The sequence below is a fragment of the Sphaerotilus sp. genome, from assembly GCF_031429695.1.
Classification (GTDB): Bacteria; Pseudomonadota; Gammaproteobacteria; order Burkholderiales; family Burkholderiaceae_C; genus Sphaerotilus.
The window spans coordinates 19,374-39,381 of the sequence record NZ_JANPAB010000056.1; the positions used below are offsets into that span (position 1 = coordinate 19,374).

21 protein-coding genes are annotated in these 20,008 nt (G+C 68.8%); 8 read left to right on the plus strand and 13 right to left on the minus strand.

Annotated features, from left to right (window positions below; all coding sequences use genetic code 11):
• Positions 1-330: 330 nt before the first annotated feature.
• The 4 genes from RMP06_RS09865 (at position 331) to RMP06_RS09880 (ending at position 3,801) form a co-directional block, all read left to right on the plus strand.
• Positions 331-1,461, plus strand: coding sequence for an aromatic ring-hydroxylating oxygenase subunit alpha (locus RMP06_RS09865; RefSeq protein WP_310461602.1), 1,131 nt, complete (start codon positions 331-333; stop codon positions 1,459-1,461).
• Positions 1,462-1,514: 53 nt separating this feature from the next.
• Entirely contained in the window at positions 1,515-2,423 is a 909-nt protein-coding gene (locus RMP06_RS09870; protein WP_310461603.1) for a DMT family transporter, read from the plus strand.
• 8 nt (positions 2,424-2,431) lie between these two features.
• Complete coding sequence (locus RMP06_RS09875; protein WP_310461604.1) at positions 2,432-3,283, plus strand: sulfurtransferase; 852 nt, start codon at positions 2,432-2,434, stop codon at positions 3,281-3,283.
• Positions 3,284-3,366: 83 nt separating this feature from the next.
• Positions 3,367-3,801 (plus strand): universal stress protein, encoded by a 435-nt coding sequence (locus tag RMP06_RS09880; protein WP_310461605.1) that lies wholly within the window; start codon positions 3,367-3,369, stop codon positions 3,799-3,801.
• Here the strand turns inward: RMP06_RS09880 and RMP06_RS09885 are convergent.
• From RMP06_RS09885 to RMP06_RS09900, 4 genes are read right to left on the minus strand one after another with little or no spacing between them, the layout of a single operon-like run.
• Complete coding sequence (locus RMP06_RS09885; protein ID WP_473964759.1) at positions 3,798-4,673, minus strand: TIGR00266 family protein; 876 nt, start codon at positions 4,671-4,673, stop codon at positions 3,798-3,800. The genes RMP06_RS09880 and RMP06_RS09885 overlap by 4 nt on opposite strands.
• A 59-nt stretch (positions 4,674-4,732) precedes the next feature.
• On the minus strand, positions 4,733-5,452 hold the full coding sequence (locus tag RMP06_RS09890; RefSeq protein ID WP_310461606.1) for a hypothetical protein: 720 nt from the start codon (positions 5,450-5,452) through the stop codon (positions 4,733-4,735).
• Positions 5,439-6,242, minus strand: coding sequence for a BPSS1780 family membrane protein (locus RMP06_RS09895; RefSeq protein ID WP_310461607.1), 804 nt, complete (start codon positions 6,240-6,242; stop codon positions 5,439-5,441). Before RMP06_RS09895 ends, RMP06_RS09890 begins: the two co-directional genes overlap by 14 nt.
• 21 nt (positions 6,243-6,263) lie before the next feature.
• Complete coding sequence (locus RMP06_RS09900; protein WP_310461608.1) at positions 6,264-7,235, minus strand: homoserine kinase; 972 nt, start codon at positions 7,233-7,235, stop codon at positions 6,264-6,266.
• Between the two features lie 92 nt (positions 7,236-7,327).
• Between RMP06_RS09900 and polA the strand changes: the two genes are divergently transcribed.
• Positions 7,328-10,171, plus strand: coding sequence for a DNA polymerase I (polA, locus tag RMP06_RS09905; RefSeq protein WP_310461609.1), 2,844 nt, complete (start codon positions 7,328-7,330; stop codon positions 10,169-10,171).
• A gap of 37 nt (positions 10,172-10,208) precedes the next feature.
• Here the strand turns inward: polA and RMP06_RS09910 are convergent, their stop codons facing one another.
• Together RMP06_RS09910 and RMP06_RS09915 are read right to left on the minus strand one after the other, a co-directional pair.
• The gene (locus RMP06_RS09910) at positions 10,209-11,276 is read right to left on the minus strand and encodes a hypothetical protein (RefSeq protein WP_310461610.1); all 1,068 of its coding nucleotides are present in this window, start codon (positions 11,274-11,276) and stop codon (positions 10,209-10,211) included.
• A 203-nt stretch (positions 11,277-11,479) separates the two neighbouring features.
• A complete protein-coding gene (locus RMP06_RS09915; protein ID WP_310461611.1) occupies positions 11,480-12,250 on the minus strand; it encodes a ParA family protein in 771 nt (256 codons plus the stop codon).
• Positions 12,251-12,490: 240 nt separating this feature from the next.
• Here RMP06_RS09915 and RMP06_RS09920 point away from each other — a divergent pair, with 240 nt between their 5' ends.
• From RMP06_RS09920 to RMP06_RS09930, 3 genes are all read left to right on the plus strand, one after another.
• Positions 12,491-12,991, plus strand: a complete 501-nt coding sequence (locus tag RMP06_RS09920; protein WP_310461612.1) for a hypothetical protein — start codon at positions 12,491-12,493, stop codon at positions 12,989-12,991.
• A 310-nt stretch (positions 12,992-13,301) separates the two neighbouring features.
• Complete coding sequence (locus RMP06_RS09925) at positions 13,302-13,601, plus strand: hypothetical protein (RefSeq protein ID WP_310461613.1); 300 nt, start codon at positions 13,302-13,304, stop codon at positions 13,599-13,601.
• A 31-nt stretch (positions 13,602-13,632) separates the two neighbouring features.
• Positions 13,633-14,265: a hypothetical protein gene (locus tag RMP06_RS09930; protein WP_310461614.1), complete on the plus strand. Its 633-nt coding sequence runs from the start codon at positions 13,633-13,635 to the stop codon at positions 14,263-14,265.
• 4 nt (positions 14,266-14,269) lie between these two features.
• Here the strand turns inward: RMP06_RS09930 and RMP06_RS09935 are convergent, their stop codons facing one another.
• From RMP06_RS09935 to RMP06_RS09965, 7 genes are read right to left on the minus strand one after another with little or no spacing between them, the layout of a single operon-like run.
• Positions 14,270-15,493 carry an MFS transporter gene (locus tag RMP06_RS09935; protein WP_310461615.1) on the minus strand — a complete coding sequence of 408 codons (1,224 nt, stop codon included), beginning with the start codon at positions 15,491-15,493 and terminating at the stop codon, positions 14,270-14,272.
• Positions 15,490-16,212, minus strand: a complete 723-nt coding sequence (locus tag RMP06_RS09940; protein WP_310461616.1) for an urease accessory protein UreF — start codon at positions 16,210-16,212, stop codon at positions 15,490-15,492. Before RMP06_RS09940 ends, RMP06_RS09935 begins: the two co-directional genes overlap by 4 nt.
• Entirely contained in the window at positions 16,212-16,832 is a 621-nt protein-coding gene (gene ureE, locus RMP06_RS09945) for an urease accessory protein UreE (RefSeq protein ID WP_310461617.1), read from the minus strand. Before ureE ends, RMP06_RS09940 begins: the two co-directional genes overlap by 1 nt.
• 5 nt (positions 16,833-16,837) lie before the next feature.
• Positions 16,838-17,773 (minus strand): ACP S-malonyltransferase, encoded by a 936-nt coding sequence (locus RMP06_RS09950; RefSeq protein WP_310461618.1) that lies wholly within the window; start codon positions 17,771-17,773, stop codon positions 16,838-16,840.
• Positions 17,770-18,654: a triphosphoribosyl-dephospho-CoA synthase MdcB gene (gene mdcB, locus RMP06_RS09955; protein WP_310461619.1), complete on the minus strand. Its 885-nt coding sequence runs from the start codon at positions 18,652-18,654 to the stop codon at positions 17,770-17,772. Before mdcB ends, RMP06_RS09950 begins: the two co-directional genes overlap by 4 nt.
• Positions 18,636-19,304, minus strand: a complete 669-nt coding sequence (gene mdcG, locus RMP06_RS09960; protein WP_310461620.1) for a malonate decarboxylase holo-[acyl-carrier-protein] synthase — start codon at positions 19,302-19,304, stop codon at positions 18,636-18,638. The genes mdcB and mdcG overlap by 19 nt, the downstream gene beginning before the upstream one ends.
• Positions 19,304-20,005: a biotin-independent malonate decarboxylase subunit gamma gene (locus tag RMP06_RS09965; protein ID WP_310461621.1), complete on the minus strand. Its 702-nt coding sequence runs from the start codon at positions 20,003-20,005 to the stop codon at positions 19,304-19,306. Before RMP06_RS09965 ends, mdcG begins: the two co-directional genes overlap by 1 nt.
• Positions 20,006-20,008: the final 3 nt, after the last annotated feature.

Consider the following 20,008-nt stretch of genomic DNA (forward strand, 5'->3'; position numbering starts at 1 on the left):
AAAAGTCTTTGATTGTAGGGGGCTTGGCGGTGCTCGAATGTTCCGTCCTGTACATGCCGCGGCGCCCCAGGTCGGCTGAAGCCGTGGTTCGGGTGCGTCCCGCTGTTGTACCGGATGTACAAGCTGTTCGGAAATACTTCACATCCCGGCCGGTGCCAAGTGGTTCCGCCGGTCTGGGCTAAAATCCGCGATTCGCCTTGGGCGTCCGCCCACCCCGGCCCGCTGCAGCAGCTGCTGCAAACACCTTGCCTTCGAAATGGCAAACGCCCTTGGTTGGGGCCAGAACATGGGGTGGTGGTTCGACATGGATTTTTGGAGATCCTGGGGATCATGTCCGACCTGAGCATCACACGCGACGCTCTTCACCGCAGCCACACTCAATTGCCGGTCACGAGTTACTTCGACCAGGCCCTCTTCGACCGGGAGATGCGCCGCATCTTCCCCTCCGGTGCGCGCTACGTCGGGCACGCGTTGATGGTGCCCGAGGTCGGCGACTACCACGCGCTCGCGCACGAAGGCGAGGGGCGTGCGCTCATCCGCACGCAAAACGGCATCGAGCTGGTCTCGAACGTCTGCCGCCACCGGCAGGCCGTGATGCTCAAGGGCCGTGGCCACACCGGCAGCAACGTCGTGTGCCCGCTGCACCGCTGGACCTACGATCTGCAGGGCCAGCTGATCGGCGCGCCGCACTTCAAGGAAGACCCGTGCCTGAACCTGCGCAACTACCCGGTGCAGGTCTGGAACGGCATGGTCTTCGAGGTGACGGACGGTGGCCGTGACGTGGGCGCTGATCTGGCCGGCATGGGGCCGCGCCACGACCTGAGCTTCGAGGGCTATGTCTTCGACCATGTCGTGCAGCACGAGTGCGACTACAACTGGAAGACCTTCATCGAGGTCTACCTGGAGGACTACCACGTCGGTCCCTTCCATCCCGGCCTGGGCAACTTCGTCACCTGCGAAGACCTGCGCTGGGAGATGGGGCGCGACTACTCGGTGCAGACCGTCGGCGTGGCGCAGGGGGCGGGCAAGGCGCTGGGCAAGTCGGGCTCGGCTACCTATGAACGCTGGCATGCGCAGGTGCTGCAGTACCAGAACGGTGTGCCCCCGAAGCACGGTGCGATCTGGTTGACTTACTACCCGGGCGTCATGGTCGAGTGGTATCCGAACGTGCTCACCGTGTCCACCCTGCACCCGATCAGCCCGACGAAGACGCTCAACACCGTGGAGTTCTACTACCCGGAGGAGATTGCCGCCTTCGAGCGCGCCTATGTCGAGGCCCAGAAGGCCGCCTACATGGAGACGTGCATCGAGGACGACGAGATCGCCGAGCGGATGGACGCGGGTCGGCGTGCGCTGATGATGCGTGGCGACAACGAGGTCGGGCCCTACCAGAGCCCGATGGAAGACGGCATGCAGCACTTCCACGAGTGGTACCGGCGGGTGATGGACTTCCGCGAGTGAGTGGGTTGCCGCGTTCGCGGCAATGACGAGGCGAGGGCCAGTAGCATCGGGGCATGACTGCTCCCGTGCTGATGGTTCTCGCCTCGTTTCTTTTTGCGCTGATGGGCGTGTGCGTCAAGCTCGCCAGCGTGCACTTCGGCACCGGCGAGATCGTGATGTACCGCGGCCTGATCGGGGCGGTGACGATGGTGGTGCTGATGCGCGGGCGAGGCCAGTCGCTGCGCACCACGGTGCCGTGGATGCACGTCTGGCGTGGCATCGTCGGCGTGTCCTCGCTGTGCCTGTGGTTCTACGCGATCAGCGGCCTGCCGCTGGCCACCGCGATGACGCTGAACTACATGTCGCCGATCTGGATGGCGATGTTCCTGATCGGCGGCTCCGTCCTGATGGGCGGCGCGAAGATCAACCCCAAGCTGATCGCCACCGTGCTGGCCGGCTTTGTCGGCGTGGCCGCCATCCTGCGTCCGAGCATCGACCGGGACCAGCTCTGGTATGGCGTCGTCGGCTTTGGCTCTGGGATGCTGTCGGCGATGGCCTATCTGCAGATCACCGCGCTGGGCCGGGTCGGCGAGCCGGAAACGCGGGTGGTGTTCTATTTCTCCTGCGGCGGTGCGCTGGCCGGGCTGGCGCTGATGCTGCTGAACGGCGGCCCGAGCCCTTGGCATGGCTGGACCGACACGCTGCTGCTGCTGGGCGTCGGACTCTTCGCGACCGGTGCACAACTGGCGATGACCCGCGCCTTTGCCATCGGCCGGCCGCTGGTGAACGCCAGCCTGCAGTACCTGGGTATCGTGTTCGCGTTTGCCTTCGGCGTGCTGCTGTTCGACGATCCGGTGCATCCGCTGGCGCTGGTCGGCATGGTGCTGGTGGTCGGTGCCGGCATCACCGCGACCCAGCTGCGCCACGGCACCGGGCCGCGCCAGAATGCACAGGACACGCTGCCCCCGGACCTTGAAAGCTGAAATTTCCCATGACGAACGCCCTCCCGACGCCCTTGATCCGTGCCGATGAACTGCTCGCCCGCCTCGGGTCGGTGCGCGTGCTCGACGCCCGCTTCGACCTTACCCGGCCCGGCGCCGGCGCCGAAGCCTTTCTTGCCGGCCACATTCCCGGTGCGTGGTACGTCCACCTCGACCACGATCTGAGCGCCAAGGGCGACGTGCCAGCGCTGTGCGGCGGGCGCCATCCCTTGCCGACGCGCGAACATTTTGCTGAGACTGTCGCACGGCTTGGCATCACGCCCGCCACGCCGGTGGTGGTGGTCGATGCACAGGGGGGCATGTTCGCGGCCCGTGTGTGGTGGATGCTGCGCTGGATCGGCCACGACGCGGTGGCCGTGCTCGACGGCGGTCTGGCCGCCTGGGTCGCCGCAGGTGGGGCGCTGGAAGCGGGCGCTGCCGCAGCACCGATTTCGGCTGTGGCGTATCCCTTGTCGCCCGAAGCAGGCCGGCGGGTCATGACGGCAGACGAGTTGCACGCCCAACTCGGCCGCGTCACGCTGATCGACGCCCGTGCCCCGGAGCGTTACCGCGGCGATGTCGAGCCGCTCGACCCCGTGGCGGGCCACATCCCCGGCGCCCTGAACCGTCCGTTCAACACCAACCTCGGTGCCGACGGTCGTTTCCGGTCACCCGAGGCACTGCGTGCCGCCTTCACGCCACTGCTGGGCGCAGGCGAGGTGGTCCACCAGTGCGGCTCGGGCGTCACGGCCTGCCACAACCTGCTGGCGATGGAAATTGCCGGACTGCCAGCGGGTGCGCTTTACGCCGGCTCGTGGAGCGAGTGGTGCCGCGACGGACGCCGGCCTGTGGCGAGGGGCTGACCGCGCGGGGGCTCCTTCTTGACGCGCATCAAGTCGGCGCGGCAGCAGGGGCGCATCATGGGCTGCTCTTCAGGAGGTACGCCATGTACACATGCATTCTGGTTCCGACCGATGGTTCCGACATCACCGCCAAGGCGGTCGATACCGCCATCGCGCTGGCCAAGTCCTTCGGCGCCCGGCTGGTGACGCTGGCGGTGAAGGAGCCGTTCCCCTACAGCGCGATCTCCGAGATGCAGCCCATCCCCCCGCAGGAGTTCTTCGACGCACAGGACCGCATCGCCAACAAGCACATCGAGCAGGTGAAGGCCTTGTGCGCGGCCAGCGGTGTGGCCTGCACGGCGGCGGCGGTCGAGGCCGTGCATCCGTGGGAAGCCGTGATCGACTACGGCAAGGCGCAGGGCGCCGACCTGATCGTGATGGCCTCGCACGGCCGGCGCGGCATGGCGGCCTTGCTGCTGGGCAGCGAGACGCAGAAGGTGCTCACGCACAGCACCGTGCCGGTGCTGGTGGTGCGTTAGTCGTCGTCCCCGCCGCCGAGCAACCCGCCCAGCAGGCCGCCGCCGGCCAGTCCGCCCAGCATCGAGCCTTCTTCGCGTGAACCGCCGTTCTGCGGCGCTGCCGCAAAGATGCGGCTGGCCAGACGCGAGAACGGCAGGCTCTGCATCCACACCGTGCCCGGGCCGGTGACCTTGGCGAAGAACAGGCCCTCGCCGCCGAACAGGGCGGTCTTGATCTTGCCGACGTACTGGATCTCGAAGTTGACGTTCGGCGTCAGTGCGACGATGCAGCCGGTGTCGATCAGCAGCGTCTCGCCATGCCGCAGTTCGCGCCGGAGGATGCTGCCGCCGGCATGCACGAAGGCCAGCCCGTCGCCTTCGAGCTTCTGCATGATGAAGCCCTCGCCGCCGAAGAAGCCCACCGACAGCTTCTGCTGGAAGTGGATGCCCAGCGAGACACCACGCGCAGCGCACAGGAAGGCGTCCTTCTGGCAGATGAGTGTGCCGCCGAGCTGGCGCAGGTCCATCGGCAGGATCTTGCCGGGGTAGGGCGCGGCAAACGCCACACGCTGCTTGGCGCTGGCGTGGTTGGTGTAGACGGTGGTGAACAGCGATTCGCCGGTGATCAGCCGCTTGCCTGCGCCGAGCAGCTTGCCCATGAAGCCGCCGCCGCCGCCCTGTTTGGCGCCATCGCCGAAGACGGTGTCCATGCCGATGCCGGCTTCCATGAACATCATGCTGCCGGCCTCGCCGATGGCCGCTTCGCCGGGATCGAGTTCGATCTCGACGAACTGCATTTCGGCGCCCTTGATCTCGTAGTCGATCGCGTCCATCGCCGTCGTGGCACTCGGGGGGGTCGAGGACGCGCCTGAGAATGAATCGAAGAGGGACATGGGCGTGTGTCGTGGGTGGTGAAGAGGAGCCGATTCTCCTCCGACTCCCCCGGCGCCGGTCAACGCTTCAGGGGGGCGCGCAGCCGGTCGAATGCCGACGGTGCCACATATTGGAGGACCGGCTTGGCGCGCCCCTGCGGGTCGAGCGCGATCACCACGCCCTGCTCGGGGTAGAGCAGGTGGACCGTGCCATCCGCCGTGACCAGCCGCTCGTGCGCGGGGCCGAAACGCTCGACCGCAGTGGCCTCGTCGAAGCGGGCCGACGGCAGGAACACCAGCCCGGCCAGCGGAGCGGCGAGTGCGGCGGCATGGTCCGGCGACGCCAGCGTCAGGCGCCAGGTGCCGCTGGGCTGCGGCTCGCGGCGGGTGGCACGTTCGGCCCAACTCTGGAGCGTGGCGGCGTCAGCGGCACCGGTCAGCACCATCTTGCCCTGCACGAAGCCGGCGCGGATGTTCTCCAGATAGCCTTCCAGCGTGAAGCCGCCCTGCGCATCGCGCACGAGGGCCAGCTGCAGCGTCTCGTCGGGCCAGCGGCGGGCGGCGTGTTGCAGCGTGCCGTGGCCGAGGTCGAGGCCGAAGACCAGGCTGCTGCCATCGGGCCGGCGCTCGATCTGCCAGGGCAGCCCGGCCAGCGGTGCCGTGGCCGTCGCGGCCGGCACGCCGGCGCTGCGGAAGGTCTGCCAGATCCAGGGCGCAACCAGCGCGATCACGAGGAAGGTCAGCGTGCCGAGGAGGAGGAGGGCGACGATGCGCCCGGTGCCTAACTTACTGGATGGCATGGTCCACGGCCTTCATGGCTCCGTCCTCGAAGTCGATGCACCCGTCCACGCTGGCCTTCAGCGACGCATAGAACGCGCCGGAGAAGATCATTGCCCCGGGTAGCACCAGCAGCATCGCCGCCTGCCCCAGCCCGAGCGCGGCCAGCAGCCCGGCCAGGAGCAGTGACAGCACCAGATCCGCCAGTACCCAGCAGACGCCATACACGACGAAGGCGCCGAGGTTGCGCCAGCTCGCCGTGGCGCTGACAAAGAGCGCCTTGCCCAGACCGGCGCCGGTGCGCACGATGATGACCGGCGCGTGCCAGATCGTCAGCACCAGCGGCAGCAGCAGCACGGCGCGCAGCACCATGCCCTGCTGCAGCGCGCCGATGGCGTCGAGGGTCGCTTCAGCCGTGGTTTCGCTGTCGCGCATCACGGTCCAGGCGTCGGCCATGCCGGGATCGAGGGCATCGGCCAGCAGCAGCAGGACGAAGGACGCGAGCGCGTTCAGCCCACCCAGCTGCAGCAGCGCCGGCCGGGCTGCCGAGCGCAGCGGCCCGATCAGGTGCGAGGGCAGGGGGCGCCCGCCCGCCTGCACCGCGGTGGTGGCCTCTACCCAGCCGGCGGTCAGCGCCGGCAGCAGCATGGCCACCAGCACCGGCCCGATCCAGGGCAGACCCAGGAACAGCGCCAGCCCGAACACCATCATGCCGAACAGGCCGGCCAGCCCGAGCGTCTGCTGGCGCGCCAGCCGCACGCCGCTGAGCATCCATTGCAGGCCGTCCCGGGGCGTTGCTACGCGGAGTTTCATGGTGTTTTCATCGTTGTTGGGTCAGCGCATCCAGTGCCACGGGTTGGCCACCCGCTCGCGCAGCACGCGCTCGAAGTGGGTCGGATCGTGTGGCTTGAGCATGCTGGCCTCGCGTGGCAGGTGGAAGTCCCACAGGCGCGAAGTCCAGAAACGCAGGGCGCCAGCACGCATCATGGCGGGCAGCAGGCGCAGCTCGTCGGCGCTCATCGGGCATTCGGTGTCATAGGCGGCGACCATCGCGCTGGCGCGCTCCTCGATGAGGCGGCCCGTGTCGAGGTCGATGCACCAGTCGTTCAGGCACACCGCCAGGTCGAACAGCCAGGTGTCCACGCCGGCGAAGTAGAAGTCGAAGAAGCCGGTCAGCTTCTCGTGGCCGGCCAGGCCGTCGAACATCACGTTGTCGCGGAACAGGTCGGCGTGGACCGGCCCGCGCGGCAGCGCCTGGTAGGCGGCGGTCTCGGCCACATGGCACTGGAAGGCCAGCTCGTCCTCGATCAGTCGGCGGGCGTCGGCGTCCATGCAGGGCGTGACCACCGGCACGGTGTCGACCCACCAGCCCAGCCCGCGCAGGTTGGGCTGGTGGCGCGGATAGTCGCGGCCGGCGAGGTGCATGCGGGCGAGCATCTGGCCGACCTGCTGGCAGTGCCAGATCGACGGCGCGAGCTGGTGGCCGCCGGAGAGCTTGTTGACCAGCGCTGCAGGCTTGCCGCAGACGGTGTGCAGGATCTCGCCGGTGGCGTCCGCCTGCGGATCGGGCACCGGGATGCCAGCGGCCGCCAGGTGTTTCATCAGGTGCAGGTAGAACGGCAATTGCGCGAACGTCAGCCGCTCGAACAGCGTCAGCACCCACTGCTGGTCGCGGTCGGTGGTGACGAAGTAATTGGTGTTCTCGATGCCGGAGGCAATGCCGCGCAGCGCGGTGACCGATCCCAGACCCAGACGATCGACGAGCGCGTTGGCCGCGTCGAGGGACACTTCAGTGAAAACAGCCATCGGCAAACGGGAAAAAGAAAGGGCAGGGAGGGCGGCGGGATGAGGGTTGCATTGTAGGTGGCGCGCCGGAGGGGATCGCCGACAATCCCGCCATGAACACGCCTGCCCCCGACACCCCCGCGCCCGCCGACCGCCCCACGATGCTGCTGGTGGACGGGTCGAGCTACCTTTACCGCGCCTTCCACGCGATGCCCGACCTGCGCAATGCCGAGGGTGCGCCGACCGGGGCGATCTACGGGCTGATCAACATGCTGCGCCGGCTGCGCGAGCAGATCCCGTCCGAGCACGCAGTCTGTGTCTTCGATGCCAAGGGCCCGACCTTCCGCAACGCGTGGTATGACCAGTACAAGGCCCACCGCCCGCCGATGCCCGACGACCTGCGGCTGCAGATCGAACCGATCCACGAGGTCGTGCGGCTGATGGGCTGGCCGGTGCTGGAGGTGCCGGGCATCGAGGCGGACGACGCGATCGGCACGCTGTGCCAGGTGGCGGTCGAGCGGGGGCACCGCGTGGTCGTCTCCACTGGCGACAAGGACCTGGCGCAGCTCGTCAACGAACACGTCACGCTCATCAACACGATGACCAACGAGACGCTGGACATTCCCGGCGTGGTGACCAAGTTCGGCGTGCCGCCCGAGCGGATCATCGACTACCTGACGCTGGTCGGCGACGCGGTGGACAACGTGCCCGGCGTCGAGAAGGTCGGCCCGAAGACGGCGGTGAAGTGGCTGGCCGAACACGATTCGCTCGATGGCGTGATGGCAGCCTCGGCATCGATCAAGGGCGTGGCGGGCGAGAACCTGCGCAAGGCGCTCGACTGGCTGCCGATGGGCCGCAAGCTCATCACGGTGAAGCTCGACTGCGACCTTGCGCCGCACATCGCCGACTGGCCGGTGATGGACACGCTGGCGCTGCGCCCGCTCGACAAGCCGGGGCTGCTGGACTTCTACGTGCGCTACGGCTTCAAGAGCTGGCGCTTCGAGCTGGAGAAGGAGCTGCTGGCGGTTGCCAACGCAGCGGCGCAGGCGGCCGTCCAGGCCGCCGCGCCGAAGCCGATCGGTCACATGGACGACCTGTTTGCCGACCCGCCGCCCGAGGTCGACGCCACCGCCGTGCTGCCCGAGACCGGCCGCTATGACACCGTGCTGACCCGCGAGGCGCTGGACGGCTGGCTGGCGACGCTCCGCAGCGCCGAGCTGGTTGCGCTCGACACCGAGACCGACTCGCTCGATCCGATGCGCGCACGGATCGTCGGTCTGAGCTTCGCCATGCGGGCGGAAGAAGCGTGCTACATCCCGCTGGCGCACGACTACGCCGGAGCGCCGGAGCAGTTGCCGCTGGACGAGGTGCTGGCGCTGCTGAAGCCATGGCTCGAAGATGCCAGCGCGGCCAAGGTCGGCCAGAACATCAAGTACGACACCCATGTCTTTGCCAACCACGGCATCACGGTGCGCGGTTATGCCCACGACACGATGCTCGAAAGCTATGTGCTCGAAGCCCACAAGCCGCACGGGCTGGAGAGCCTCGCCCAGCGCCACCTTGGCCGCAGCGGGCTGAGCTACGAGGATCTCTGCGGCAAGGGCGCGCACCAGATCCCGTTCAGCCAGGTCGATGTGGAACGTGCGTCCCGCTATTCCGGCGAGGACAGCGAGATGACGATGCAGGTCCACCAGACGCTGTGGCCCGAGCTGACTGCGCCGGACGGGGCCGGCATGCGCCATGTCTACGCACATATCGAGATGCCGACCTCGGCGGTGCTGGTGCGCATGGAGCGCCACGGCGTGCTGCTCGACGCCGACGTGCTGGTGCGGCAAAGCCAGGAACTGGCCGAGCGCCTCGTCGTGCTCGAAGCCAAGGCGCACGAGCTGGCCGGGCAGCCCTTCAACCTCGGCAGCCCGAAGCAGCTCGGCGAGATCCTGTTCGTCAAGCAGGGACTGCCGGTGAAGAAGAAGACCGCGTCCGGCGCACCGAGCACGGATGAAGAAGTGCTGCAGGAACTCGCCGCCGACTACCCGCTGCCGGCCTGCCTGCTGGAATACCGGGGACTCGCCAAGCTCAAGAGCACCTACACCGACAAGCTGCCGCTGATGGTCAACGCAGCCACCGGGCGCATCCACACGAACTACGCGCAGGCGGTGGCCGTGACCGGGCGGCTGGCGAGCAACGACCCGAACCTGCAGAACATCCCCATCCGCACCGCCGAGGGCCGCCGCGTGCGCGAAGCCTTCGTCGCGCCGCCCGGCCACCGGCTGATGAGCGCCGACTACTCGCAGATCGAGCTGCGCATCATGGCGCACCTGTCGGACGACCCGGCCCTGCTGCGCGCCTTCGCCGAAGGGAATGACGTGCACCGCGCGACCGCGAGCGAGGTGTTCGGCGTGCCGCTGGCGGAGGTGAGTTCCGAGCAGCGCCGCTACGCCAAGACCATCAACTTCGGGCTGATCTACGGCATGGGCGCGTTCGGGCTGGCGCAGAGCCTGGGGATCGAGGTGAAGGCGGCGCGGGACTACATCGACCGTTACTTCGCCCGCTACCCCGGAGTCAAACGCTACATGGACGAGACGCGGGTGCTGGCCGGCGCGCAGGGCTATGTCGAGACGCTGTTCGGCCGCCGCATCACGCTGATCGACATCCAGGGCGGCAGCGGCCCGCGCAAGGCTGCAGCGGAACGCCAGGCGATCAATGCGCCGATGCAGGGCACGGCGTCCGACCTGATCAAGCTGGCGATGATCGCCGTGCAGGGGGCGCTCGACGCCGAAGGCCGTGCCACCCGCATGGTGATGCAGGTCCACGACGAACTGGTGCTGGAGGTGCCCGAGGCCGAGCTGGACTGGGCGCGCGAGGCGATTCCGCGCCTGATGGCGGGTGTGGCCGACCTGAAGGTGCCGCTGCTGGCTGAAGTCGGGGTCGGGCTGAACTGGGACGAGGCGCACTGAGCGCGTCCGCACGCGCGCCGGTCCTCCCGTCGAGTGGTCAGGCGATCAGCGCGTGCAGGCACCGCCGGGCGCGTTGCCACACTGTGTTCTTTGCGGCGAGAAAGGTGCGCACGCGGGCCAGTGCGTGTGCGTCCACGTGTCCGGCGTCGGGCAGACGGGTCAGCGGCTGGTGGGGCAGCGCCCCCTGGGGATCGTAGGGGGAGCCGCCCGCGCCGCAGTGCACGCCGGTGCCATCGAAGCCTTCATTGCGCACGAGGCTGTGGCGCGGATACAGCGTCATGCCGCCGCTCATGAACACGCTGAGATACCAGCGGATGAACCACGAGTCGGCCTTGCCGGCGCGCTGACGCTTCAGGATCGAGAAGTACGGAAAGGCACCGGCAACGTCGAACTGCCGGCGCAGCCCCGGTTGTGCGACCAGCGTCTCGAAATCGCGCATGTCCGGGTCGAAGCGGCGCCAGGCCCGCTCCCACGTTGCCCAACCCCAGGAGCCGACCATCGGCAGGAATACGGCGTCGTCGGCACTGCCCGGGTCGACCGGGTACATGTGGCCGGACACCTGCATCACGCAGGCGTCGTCCGCGTAGTGGTGCAGCGAGCGGTTCATGAAGGCCAGGAAGGTCGGCGCCAGCACCAGATCATCCTCGACCACGACCACGCGGCCATGTTCCTGCACCACCCGCGTCACGCCGGCGATCACCGAGTCGGCGAGTCCGCGGTTGGTCGGGGCTTCGAACAGCACCTTGCGGGGATGCGGCAGCGCCCGCGCGATGCGTCGGACTTCGTCGACCGCGCGGGCGTCGGCGGTCCCCTTCGGGCCGTCACAGAACAGGTAGAGCGGGCTGTCGAGGAACTCCGGGTTCGCCGCCAGCGACTGCAGGCAGCGCAGCGTGTGCTTCGGCCGGCGGTAGAGAAACAGCGCGATCGGTGCGGAGGCGCCGACGTTGCTGCCTGGGGGTAGCGTGCGCACGCGAGACGTGTGCATGGGCGCGTCGGCCGGCAGGACTGCGAATTCGGACTGGGGTGGCACCCAGGTGCCGGGAGAAACCGTGGCCTGGAAATGGGCCTTCGGGCGTGAATATGGCGCAAACAGCAGGGTCGTCATGGATACAGCGATGAAATCAAACTGATTTCTCGGCCATCGGGAAATGAATATCCCTGTCCGATGGGGTGTTTGCTGCACTCTATCGATGCCGATTGCCAAGCAACTGCCGAACCAGTCTGTTTTGCTCCCTCGATCAGGGGGCGGCAACCCCCGGATCGTCGGGTGCCGTGAAATCTCGCCTGTATCGGCTTGCTCGCTCCGGATCAGTGCGTTCGCAGTGCGTCGTGCAGCGCGATGAACTCCAGCGTCAGGCGGTGTTTCGGGTCGAGGTGCACCATCGGCAAAGCCTGCTCATGGGATTCCTTGACCTTGACCGTTGAGGACAGATAGGGCTGCAGCACCGGCAAGCCTTCCGCGATCAGCTCCGCCACGACCTTGCGCGGCAGGCTGGCGCGGGCCTGGAACTGGTTGACGATGATCCCTTCGACCTGCAGCCTGCGGTTGTGGTCGGCCTGGATCTCCTGCACGTTTTCCAGCAGCGCATACAGCGCGCGGCGCGAGAAGTCGTCGCAGTCGAAGGGCACGAGACAACGCTCGGCCGCGATCAGCGCCGAGCGGGTGTAGAAGTTCAGCGCCGGTGGCGTGTCGATGTAGATGCGGTCGTAACGGTCGGCGATCTCGTCGAGCGCGTCGCGCAGCTTGTAGATCTTGTAGCGCGACTCCAGCTTGCCGTGCAGCTCCTCCAGCGCCGGGCTGGACGGCATCAGATGCAGGTTGTCGAATGGCGTGGGGACAATGAACTCGGCCGTGCTGCGCGGGTGCAGGTTGAACTTGAGCGTCTGGTCGAAGAAGCCGGCCAGGTTCACGCTGAGCGCGTCGGCCTGGTCGCCGAGCAGGTAGCGGGTGCTGTTGCCCTGGGCGTCCAGGTCGAGCACCAGCGTGCGCAGCCCCTGTTGCGCGCTGACGGCGGCCAGGTTGCAGGTGATGGTGGATTTCCCGACCCCACCCTTTTGATTGAAGACAACACGGCGCATGGGCTTGATCCTGGAGGTTGGCAAAACGGATCACCCGATTGTGCCCAGTCCGGTGGCCGCATGACGCGTTGCACCATTGCGACGATGCATCAGGATCTCTGCAGCAATACATTCGGAGAATGCGCTACTGTCCCCCCGATACCGGGGTCCACAGGATGTGGATCAGCCGGTTTCACATAAGAATTTCGCATTTCTGGTGCCTTTGCTTGCACCCAGCTCCATCTCCCGTCGGCAGTCACCATGGCAGTCCAATTCCTTTCGATCAAGTTTTCCGGCTACTGGAACGAATACAACCGCGGGCTGATGCCGAGGCGTTCAGGCGTCTTCTGCATCTACCGTGCCTTCTTTGACGACCAGTCGAAGACGACCACCATGCGCGAGCTGCTCTATGTCGGCGCTGCGCCCAACGTCAACGAGTGCCTCGTCGATCATCCACAGACCGACCGGTGGCGCGCCTGCCTGGGACCGACCGACAGCCTGTCCTTCAGCTTCGGCTCGGTGGCGCTGCCCGACCTGGTTGCCTGCGAGCAGGCGCTGGTGATGCAGCACCGTCCGCGCTGCAACGCGGAGGTGCCGTCGGTCTATCCCTTCGGCCATGTGGCGCTGAAGCTGACCCACCGCACGCCGCTGCTCCACACCCGCTTCACGGTCGGCTCGCCGGTGTCGGGCGTGATCGGGCGGCTGGGTGGGCCGCTGCTGCGCCGCGGGCTGGATTTCCTGCGCAGCCTCCAGCCGAGCTGAACCGTGTCGCATTGATTTCTGGATGGATTTGCATACAAATATTTTCAATTTGTTTCCGGAGCAGCTGGATCCGAAATTGGAAAAAGTAATCTAATCTCTCTTGTGAATTAATTCACATTGACCAAGGGAAAACTGCCCATGTACTGAATCCCTGTGCCGTCACAGGGATTGGGTGATGCGCTTCTAAACCATGTTTGCCGACGATTCCCCGGTTCCAGAAACCCCAGAAACCCCCGAGCACTGTGCGCTGCAATTGCGCAGCTGCTGGATGGACCAGCCATTCGGCGTGGTTCGATTCTGGGGATTTTCCGTGGTCCGACCCAACGACCAGAGTTATGTCGTGGTGTCGGTGCTGGTCGAGGCCGACCGCCTGGACCTGACACTGGTGCACGAGAGCCGGCAAGGCGTGGCGCAGGTGCTGTCGATCTGGTCGCCGCAGGGCGTGCGGATTGACAGCGCGCAGGGGCTGGTCGTCGCGCAGGCGGCGCGCGTGTCGCTGGGTGACTGTGCCGCCTGGCGGGAAGCGGACGCGCACTACCGGGTCCGCACGCCTCGGGGCGAAGGCAGTTTTCCCATGGAGTCCGCACCGGCCTTGCGGCTGGGGCACTGATCGCATCTCGTTTCTGCCTGGAGTTCCCGCCATGACCGCACCCCACGCCGCATCCCGGGCCTTGCTGCCTCTGCTGATCCTGCTGGGCGGCTGTGTCAGCCTCGACACCGGCTCCGACGACGAGCGCTTGCCGACCCAGCTCGCCGGCAAGGCCGAGGTGCTCTCCACCACCGATGCCGACTACGCCCGGGCGGTCATCACCTTTGCCGTGAAGCCGGCCGGTGAGGGCGGTGTGGTCGAAGGCACGGTCATCCGGCTGAAGCAGGACGTGAGCGTCTGGCGCATGTGGAGCGGCCCGACCAGGAAGAACGCCAGCGGCCTCACCAACCGCATCGGTGGCTGGTGGGCCTACGACGCACCGAAGGGCACGCAGGCGCAGTACCGCACGGCCTACGAGATCTGCAACGGCTGGAACGACCTGACCTGGGTCGCGAAGTGCATGCTCAAGGCTGGCGCGGTGGTGGTGATCGGGCCGGGGCAGTCGGTGTCGGCGCAAACCTGCGGTGACGTGACGGGCGCCGAAACCTATCCGGCCAACCACAAGGACTGGCAGACCTACGTCGACAAGCCGTGGGCCCGGCCGACCGAGCTGGTCTGCCCGGCCGACACCGAGGACTACCAGGCCGATCCGGCCGACATCTCGAAGGCCAAAGCGGCGTCCTGATGGGTCAAGGCGGCGGGCCGGTGTGCAGCCGGTCGCGTCGCCACAGGTCCGGGAACCACCGGATCCACAGCCCCGCCACCACCAGCACGCCCACGCCGCCCAGCAGCACCGAGCCCACCGGCCCAAGCAGCGCGGCGGTGGCGCCTGACTCGAACTCGCCGAGCTGGTTGCTGGCCCCGATGAAGATCGAGTTCACGGCGCTGACCCGGCCGCGCATGGCGTCAGGTGTGCCGAGCTGCACCAGCGTCTGGCGGATCACCACGCTGACCATGTCCGCACCCCCCGAAGCCAGCAGCGCCAGCAGCGACAGCCAGAACGAGGTGGACAGCGCGAACACCAGCAGGCACAGGCCGAACGCCGCTACCGCACCGATCAGCGTGCGCCCGACGCGGCGCTCCAGTGGCCGCCGTGCCAGCCAGATCGACACGAGCAGCGCCCCGGCTGCGGGCGCTGCCCGCAACAGGCCCAAGCCCCATGGTCCGGTGTGCAGGATGTCCTTCGCGTACATCGGCAGCAGCGCGTTGGCGCCACCGAGCAGCACGGCGAACAGGTCCAGCGACATCGCACCCAGCATCACCGGCTGGCCACGCAGGAAGTGCACCCCGGCCAGCACGCTGCCCCAGCTTGCTGGCTCGTGCGGTGCTGCCGGTGCGTCATAGCGGATGCCGTTGGTCAGCCCGCAGGCGAGCAACAGGAAACCTGTGCCGACCGCGTAGACCACGTCCGCGCCGGCGACATACAGAAAACCGCCCAACGCCGGCCCGCCGATGATGGCCACCTGCATGCCGCTGGAGCCAAGCGCCACCGCCTGCGCCAGCAGCGTCGGCGGCACCAGCAGCGCCGGCAGCGCCTGGCTGGCGGGCATCTGGAACGCCTTGGCCACGCCGAACACGATCGACACACCCAGGATCAACGAGCGCGTCATTCCGCCCTCGTGGCTCGCCACCGTCAGCACCACGGCCATGGCCGCCTGCAGCAGCGTCGCGGCCAGCATGATCCGGCCACGGTGGTGGCGGTCGGCGACATGGCCGGCGGGCAGCGTCAGCAGCAGCGCGGGCAGGAACTGCGCCAGCCCTACCAGCCCGAGATCCCAGGCGCTGCCGGTCAGGTCGTACATCTGCCAGCCCAGCGCCACCATCAGCATCTGCGCCGCGAGTTGTGCGCTCAACCGGGTGAGCCAGAAGAAGACGTAGGCACGGTGGCCGAGCAGGGCCGAGAAACCGTTCATGAACGGAAGAGCCGCGAGTATTGGGCCTCGTGCCGGGCGGAGAGGATGGCGAGCATCGGCGTGTGCGCCTGCCGGGCGCTGTCGGGCAGGGCCAGCGCGTGTTCCACCTCCGCGGGGATGGCGTCGACCAGCGCGGCGAGGATGCGCTGGCCGGCGCTCTGGCCGAGTGGCACCGACTTGATCGCGGCCTGCACCATGTTTTCTGCCCAGCCGAAGGCGTGGGCGAGCAGGGCTTCGCGCAGCGGCGCTCCGGTGCGCTCGACGGCCAGCGCAAACGCCACCGGCCATGTCGGTGCAGGCTTCAACGCGGCGAGTTCGGCAATGCGGGTGTCGGGGAAGGCGAGTTCCGCATCCTGCGTCGTCAGCCATGCACCGAGCGAGCGCCCCATCTGCTCGGTCTGCTGGCGGAACTCGCTGCTCTCGCGGGTCAGGCGCACCCAGTCGTTGAGTTCGGTGATGCGCTCGCTGTCCCGCTGGCGCCAGGCGGCGTGACAGCGGGCGACGACGGCCAGGTCGGCGCGGGCCAGCGCGAGGTGGAGCTGATCGACCAACCAGCGCGACACCTCGGCCTCATCGCGGACGAGGCCGGCGTCGATCGCCGCTTCCAGCCCCTCGGAATAGCTGAACCCGCCCACGGGCAGCGCGGGCGAGGCCAGCCACATCAATTGCAGCAGCGCCGACGGGGCGAGCGTCGGCGGCTTCGCACGGACCTTCGGCATCAGTGGTCGTGGCCGCAGCCAGGGCCGTGGACGTGCGGCGTCTCGGCGGCACGCACGGTGATGTTCAGCGGCTTGCCGCGCACGGGGGCAGCGACCGGAGCGGCGGCGTGGCCGTGGTCATGTGCGTGGCCATGGTCGTGCTCGCCATGCCCGTGGCTGTGTCCGCCCGCCGCATAGGCGCCACCTTCAGGTTCGAAGGCAGACTGTTCCTCGGTGACGGTCAGGTGCATCTGGCGCAGCATGTCGGCCAGCACGTGGTCGGGTTCGAACTTCAGGTGGTCGGGCTGCAGTTCGAGCTGCACATGCCGGTTGCCCAGGTGGTAGGCGGCGCGCACGAGGTCGAACGGCGCGCCGTGTTCGCTGCACGGACGCACGACGAGCACTGGCTGCGGCGCTGCGAGGACGCGCACCATCGAGCCGTCTTCGGCCACCAGCACGTCGCCGCCACGCACCAGCGTGCCGCGCGGCAGGAAGACGCCGAGGTGGCGCCCGCTGCTGTCGGTGGCGTCGAAGCGGCTTTTCTGGCGCACGTCCCAGTCGAGTTCGACGGATGGGGCGCGCTTGAGGAGGACCTGGGCCAGACCCTGGCCGCCTGGGAGGAGTTTGTTGACGGTGAGCATGGCGCCTATTGTGCGGCGGCGCGGGCGATCTGCTTCCGCACCCAGGCGATCACGGCCTCCGGGCTGGTGAACTCGTCGGCCGAGCGTGCGGCGATGGCGGGGAAACGTTCGCGCCACAGCTTCGACAGCGTGGTCCCCGGCCCCAGCTCCAGCACGCATTGCACGCCCCGCTCGGCCAGCGCCTCGGTGCAGCGGTCCCACGGCACTGTCTGCGCCACCTGCCGGGCGAAGGCGTCACGCAGCGCATCCGGCCGGCGCACGACTTCGCCCGTGGCGTTGCAGACCAGCGCGGTGCGGGGCACGGCGAAGGGCCGGACGGCGGTCAAGGCAGCGAGGACCGGCACGGCCTCGGCCAGCATGGGCGTGTGCGAGGCGATCCGCACGGCCAGCCGTGTGCAGGACACGCCCCCCGCGGCCCATTCGCGCTCGGCGGCGTCGAGTGCTGTCGCTGCGCCACCGACGATGCAGTGCTGCGGCCCGAGCCGGATCGCGACGGCGAGGCCGTGGCGCTGCAGCACCGGCGCCAGCGCGTTGGCCACCAGTCCGCGCACGGCGAGCAGACCACCGGCCGGGTGGCGCGCTGCGGCGTCGTTCATGGCCTGGGCACGTGCCACGGCGAGGTCCATCGCCGTGTCGGTGTCGAACACACCCGCGATGCTGAACGCTGCGACTTCGCCGACGCTGTAGCCCGCCACGGCGACGGGCGCGGGCAGGTGTGCGCCCAGCCTGGCCCACAGCGCCAGCGCGAGGCCGGTGATCAGCGGCTGCGCCACCTCGTTGCGCGTGGCCCAGGCGGGATCGTCCAGTCGCGTGCGCCAGTCCGCGCCCAGCGTGGTGGTGAGCCGGCCGAGCGTCGGGTCAGGTGCCGCGTCCTGCAGCAGCCACGGCAACATCGCCGGATGCTGCGTGCCCTGGCCGGGGATGAGCAGGCCCAGGCTCATGGCGCCTCGCGCACACCCACACCCACGCTGACTCGCAGCACCCAGCCCGCCGCCGCCAGCAGATCCGCCGAACCGCCGGGTGACAGGCGCCGAGCGACGAAATGGCGGTGGATGGCCGCGGCCCGTTCGATCGCGCCGGGTTGGCACACGCCGCCGTCGGCGAGGTAATCCCGCGCCATGCGCTGGGCGTCGCGCAGGCCGGCGAGGCCGCCACGGTGGGCGAGGTTGGTGTCGTCGAGCACGGCCATGGTGTGGAAAAAGGTCTGCAGCCGGGCGTCACGGGGTGCCAGTCCTGCCGCCCGCGCAGCGTGCAGCGCCGGCACCGCGACCTCGAACAGCACGGGCATCCCGCGTGCCGCTTCGTCGCCCGCGCTGCGCAGGCCGAGTTGCCGTGCGGCGCGCTGCCCGTTCGAGGTGCCGCTGTGGTCGCAGCGGCGGCGCAGCGCCTCGCCCCAGCCGTCGCGCAGTGCGGCGCGCAGGCGGGCGGGGGTCGGCGTGGTGCCCTCGGCGTGCAGCCGGCCCGCTGCGGCGCACAGCATCCCGAGGTTGAAGATGGCCCCGCGGTGCGTGTTGACGCCGCCCGTGGCCTGCAGCATCCGGGCTTCGGCGGCGAGCCCGAGCTGTTCCAGCGCCGCAAAGGGCCGGCGCAGCGCCCCCGCCTCGGTCACGCGCACGAAGTAGTGGCGCAGCGCGAACAGGCTGCGCAGGAAGGTGCCGGCGTCCATGTCGGCGTGGCTGCCGGTGTCGATGAACGAGACCAGCCCCGGCTTGGGGTAGAGCGCGAGTTCGTCGTAGAGCGCGACGGTGGCGGCGCGGCCGATGGCTTGCAGCCGTGCTGCGTCGTGTGCGGCAACGGCCTGATTCAGTTGCGGGTCAGCCATTGCGAGTCCCGTTCCAGACGGACGCCGGTTCTATGCTTGACCAGGACCGCGTCGGCCCGGCCCGCGCGCCACTGCAGCCATTCACGCCACGCCACGGCCGTGCCGTCCGGCAGGCCGATCTCGCCGTCCAGCCGTGGGCCGCGCCAATCGGTGTCATCGAGCAGCGCCGCGGCGGCATCCGCCTGCGCTGCGTCCCGCACTGGCAGCCACAGGTCGAGGTCCGAGCCGTCGCGCAGGTAGGTGAGTCCAGTGAGCGCCTGCCAGCCGTGGCCGCCGTAGACCTGCGGACGCACGCCCAGAGCGGCCAGCCGGGCGGTCAGCGTCGTCCAGTCGTTGCGCGCTGGTGGCGTCAGCAGCGGCGTGATCGCCGCCGGTTCGGGGAACGCCTGCGGATCGCGCAGCCCCTCGCTCGGGACCGACAGCGCCAGCCGCAGCCGGCCCCAGCGCGTCGGCGCCGGGAGACCGAGCGCGATTCCGTTGGCGTCGTCCGCCCGCTGTCGGGTCACGACCAGCGGCAGATCGTGTGCAGCCCAGTGCGCGAGGGCCGCCCGTGCCAGCGGCTCCCGGTCGCCGATCTGCACACCGGTCCAGCCCGCGGGTGTCAGGCGCACGAGCTGATGGCGCTGAAGGCGTGGCAGATCCGACGCCATTACGCCGCGTTCAGCACACGCTCGATCACCGACGCCGCGAGTCGCCGCCCGCCGCGCGCTGCACCATCCGCCGCCCGCGTGTCCGTGACCGGCGTGTCCGCCAGCGCCGTACGCAGGCACGCCGCCAGATCGTCCCGCCACAGCGCCCGCACGCCGCCCATCGCCACGTAGTTCTCCACCCCCGGCGCGAACACCGGGTTGCTCGCCGACAGCGCGGCCAGCATCGCCTCCGGCAGCTTCGTCACCCGCGCCATCGCCGGCAGGCGCATCACGCGGATCTCCGCCTCCGGCAGCGCGAAGCAGCCGTCCGCGATCAGCCCCGAGGTCAGGAAACCGCCCGACAGCGCCTGGTCGTAGACGAGGCCGAGCACGCGGTGGCCTTGTCTGCGCGCCAGGTCGATGCAGCAGCCCAGGTGCGCCATCGCCCGGTTGATGCCCATCCACTCGTCGCGACGCCGCAGTTGCTGGCCCTGCGTGTCGACCAGCAGCAGGATCGGCCGCCCCGGGTGGTCGCGCAGCGTGTCGAGCACCCCGCGGGCCTGCGCCAGCGCGAGCGCCACGCCGATCGGCGCGTGGTTCGTCGTGCCGAGCACGGTGATGGTCTGGCCGTCGAACTCGGCGGTGCCGTGCAGGAAATCGCCGTCGGCGACGAGGTGGTGGGCGTCGCCGAACAGGCGGTGGGCGAGGGTGGGCCAGTCCATCGG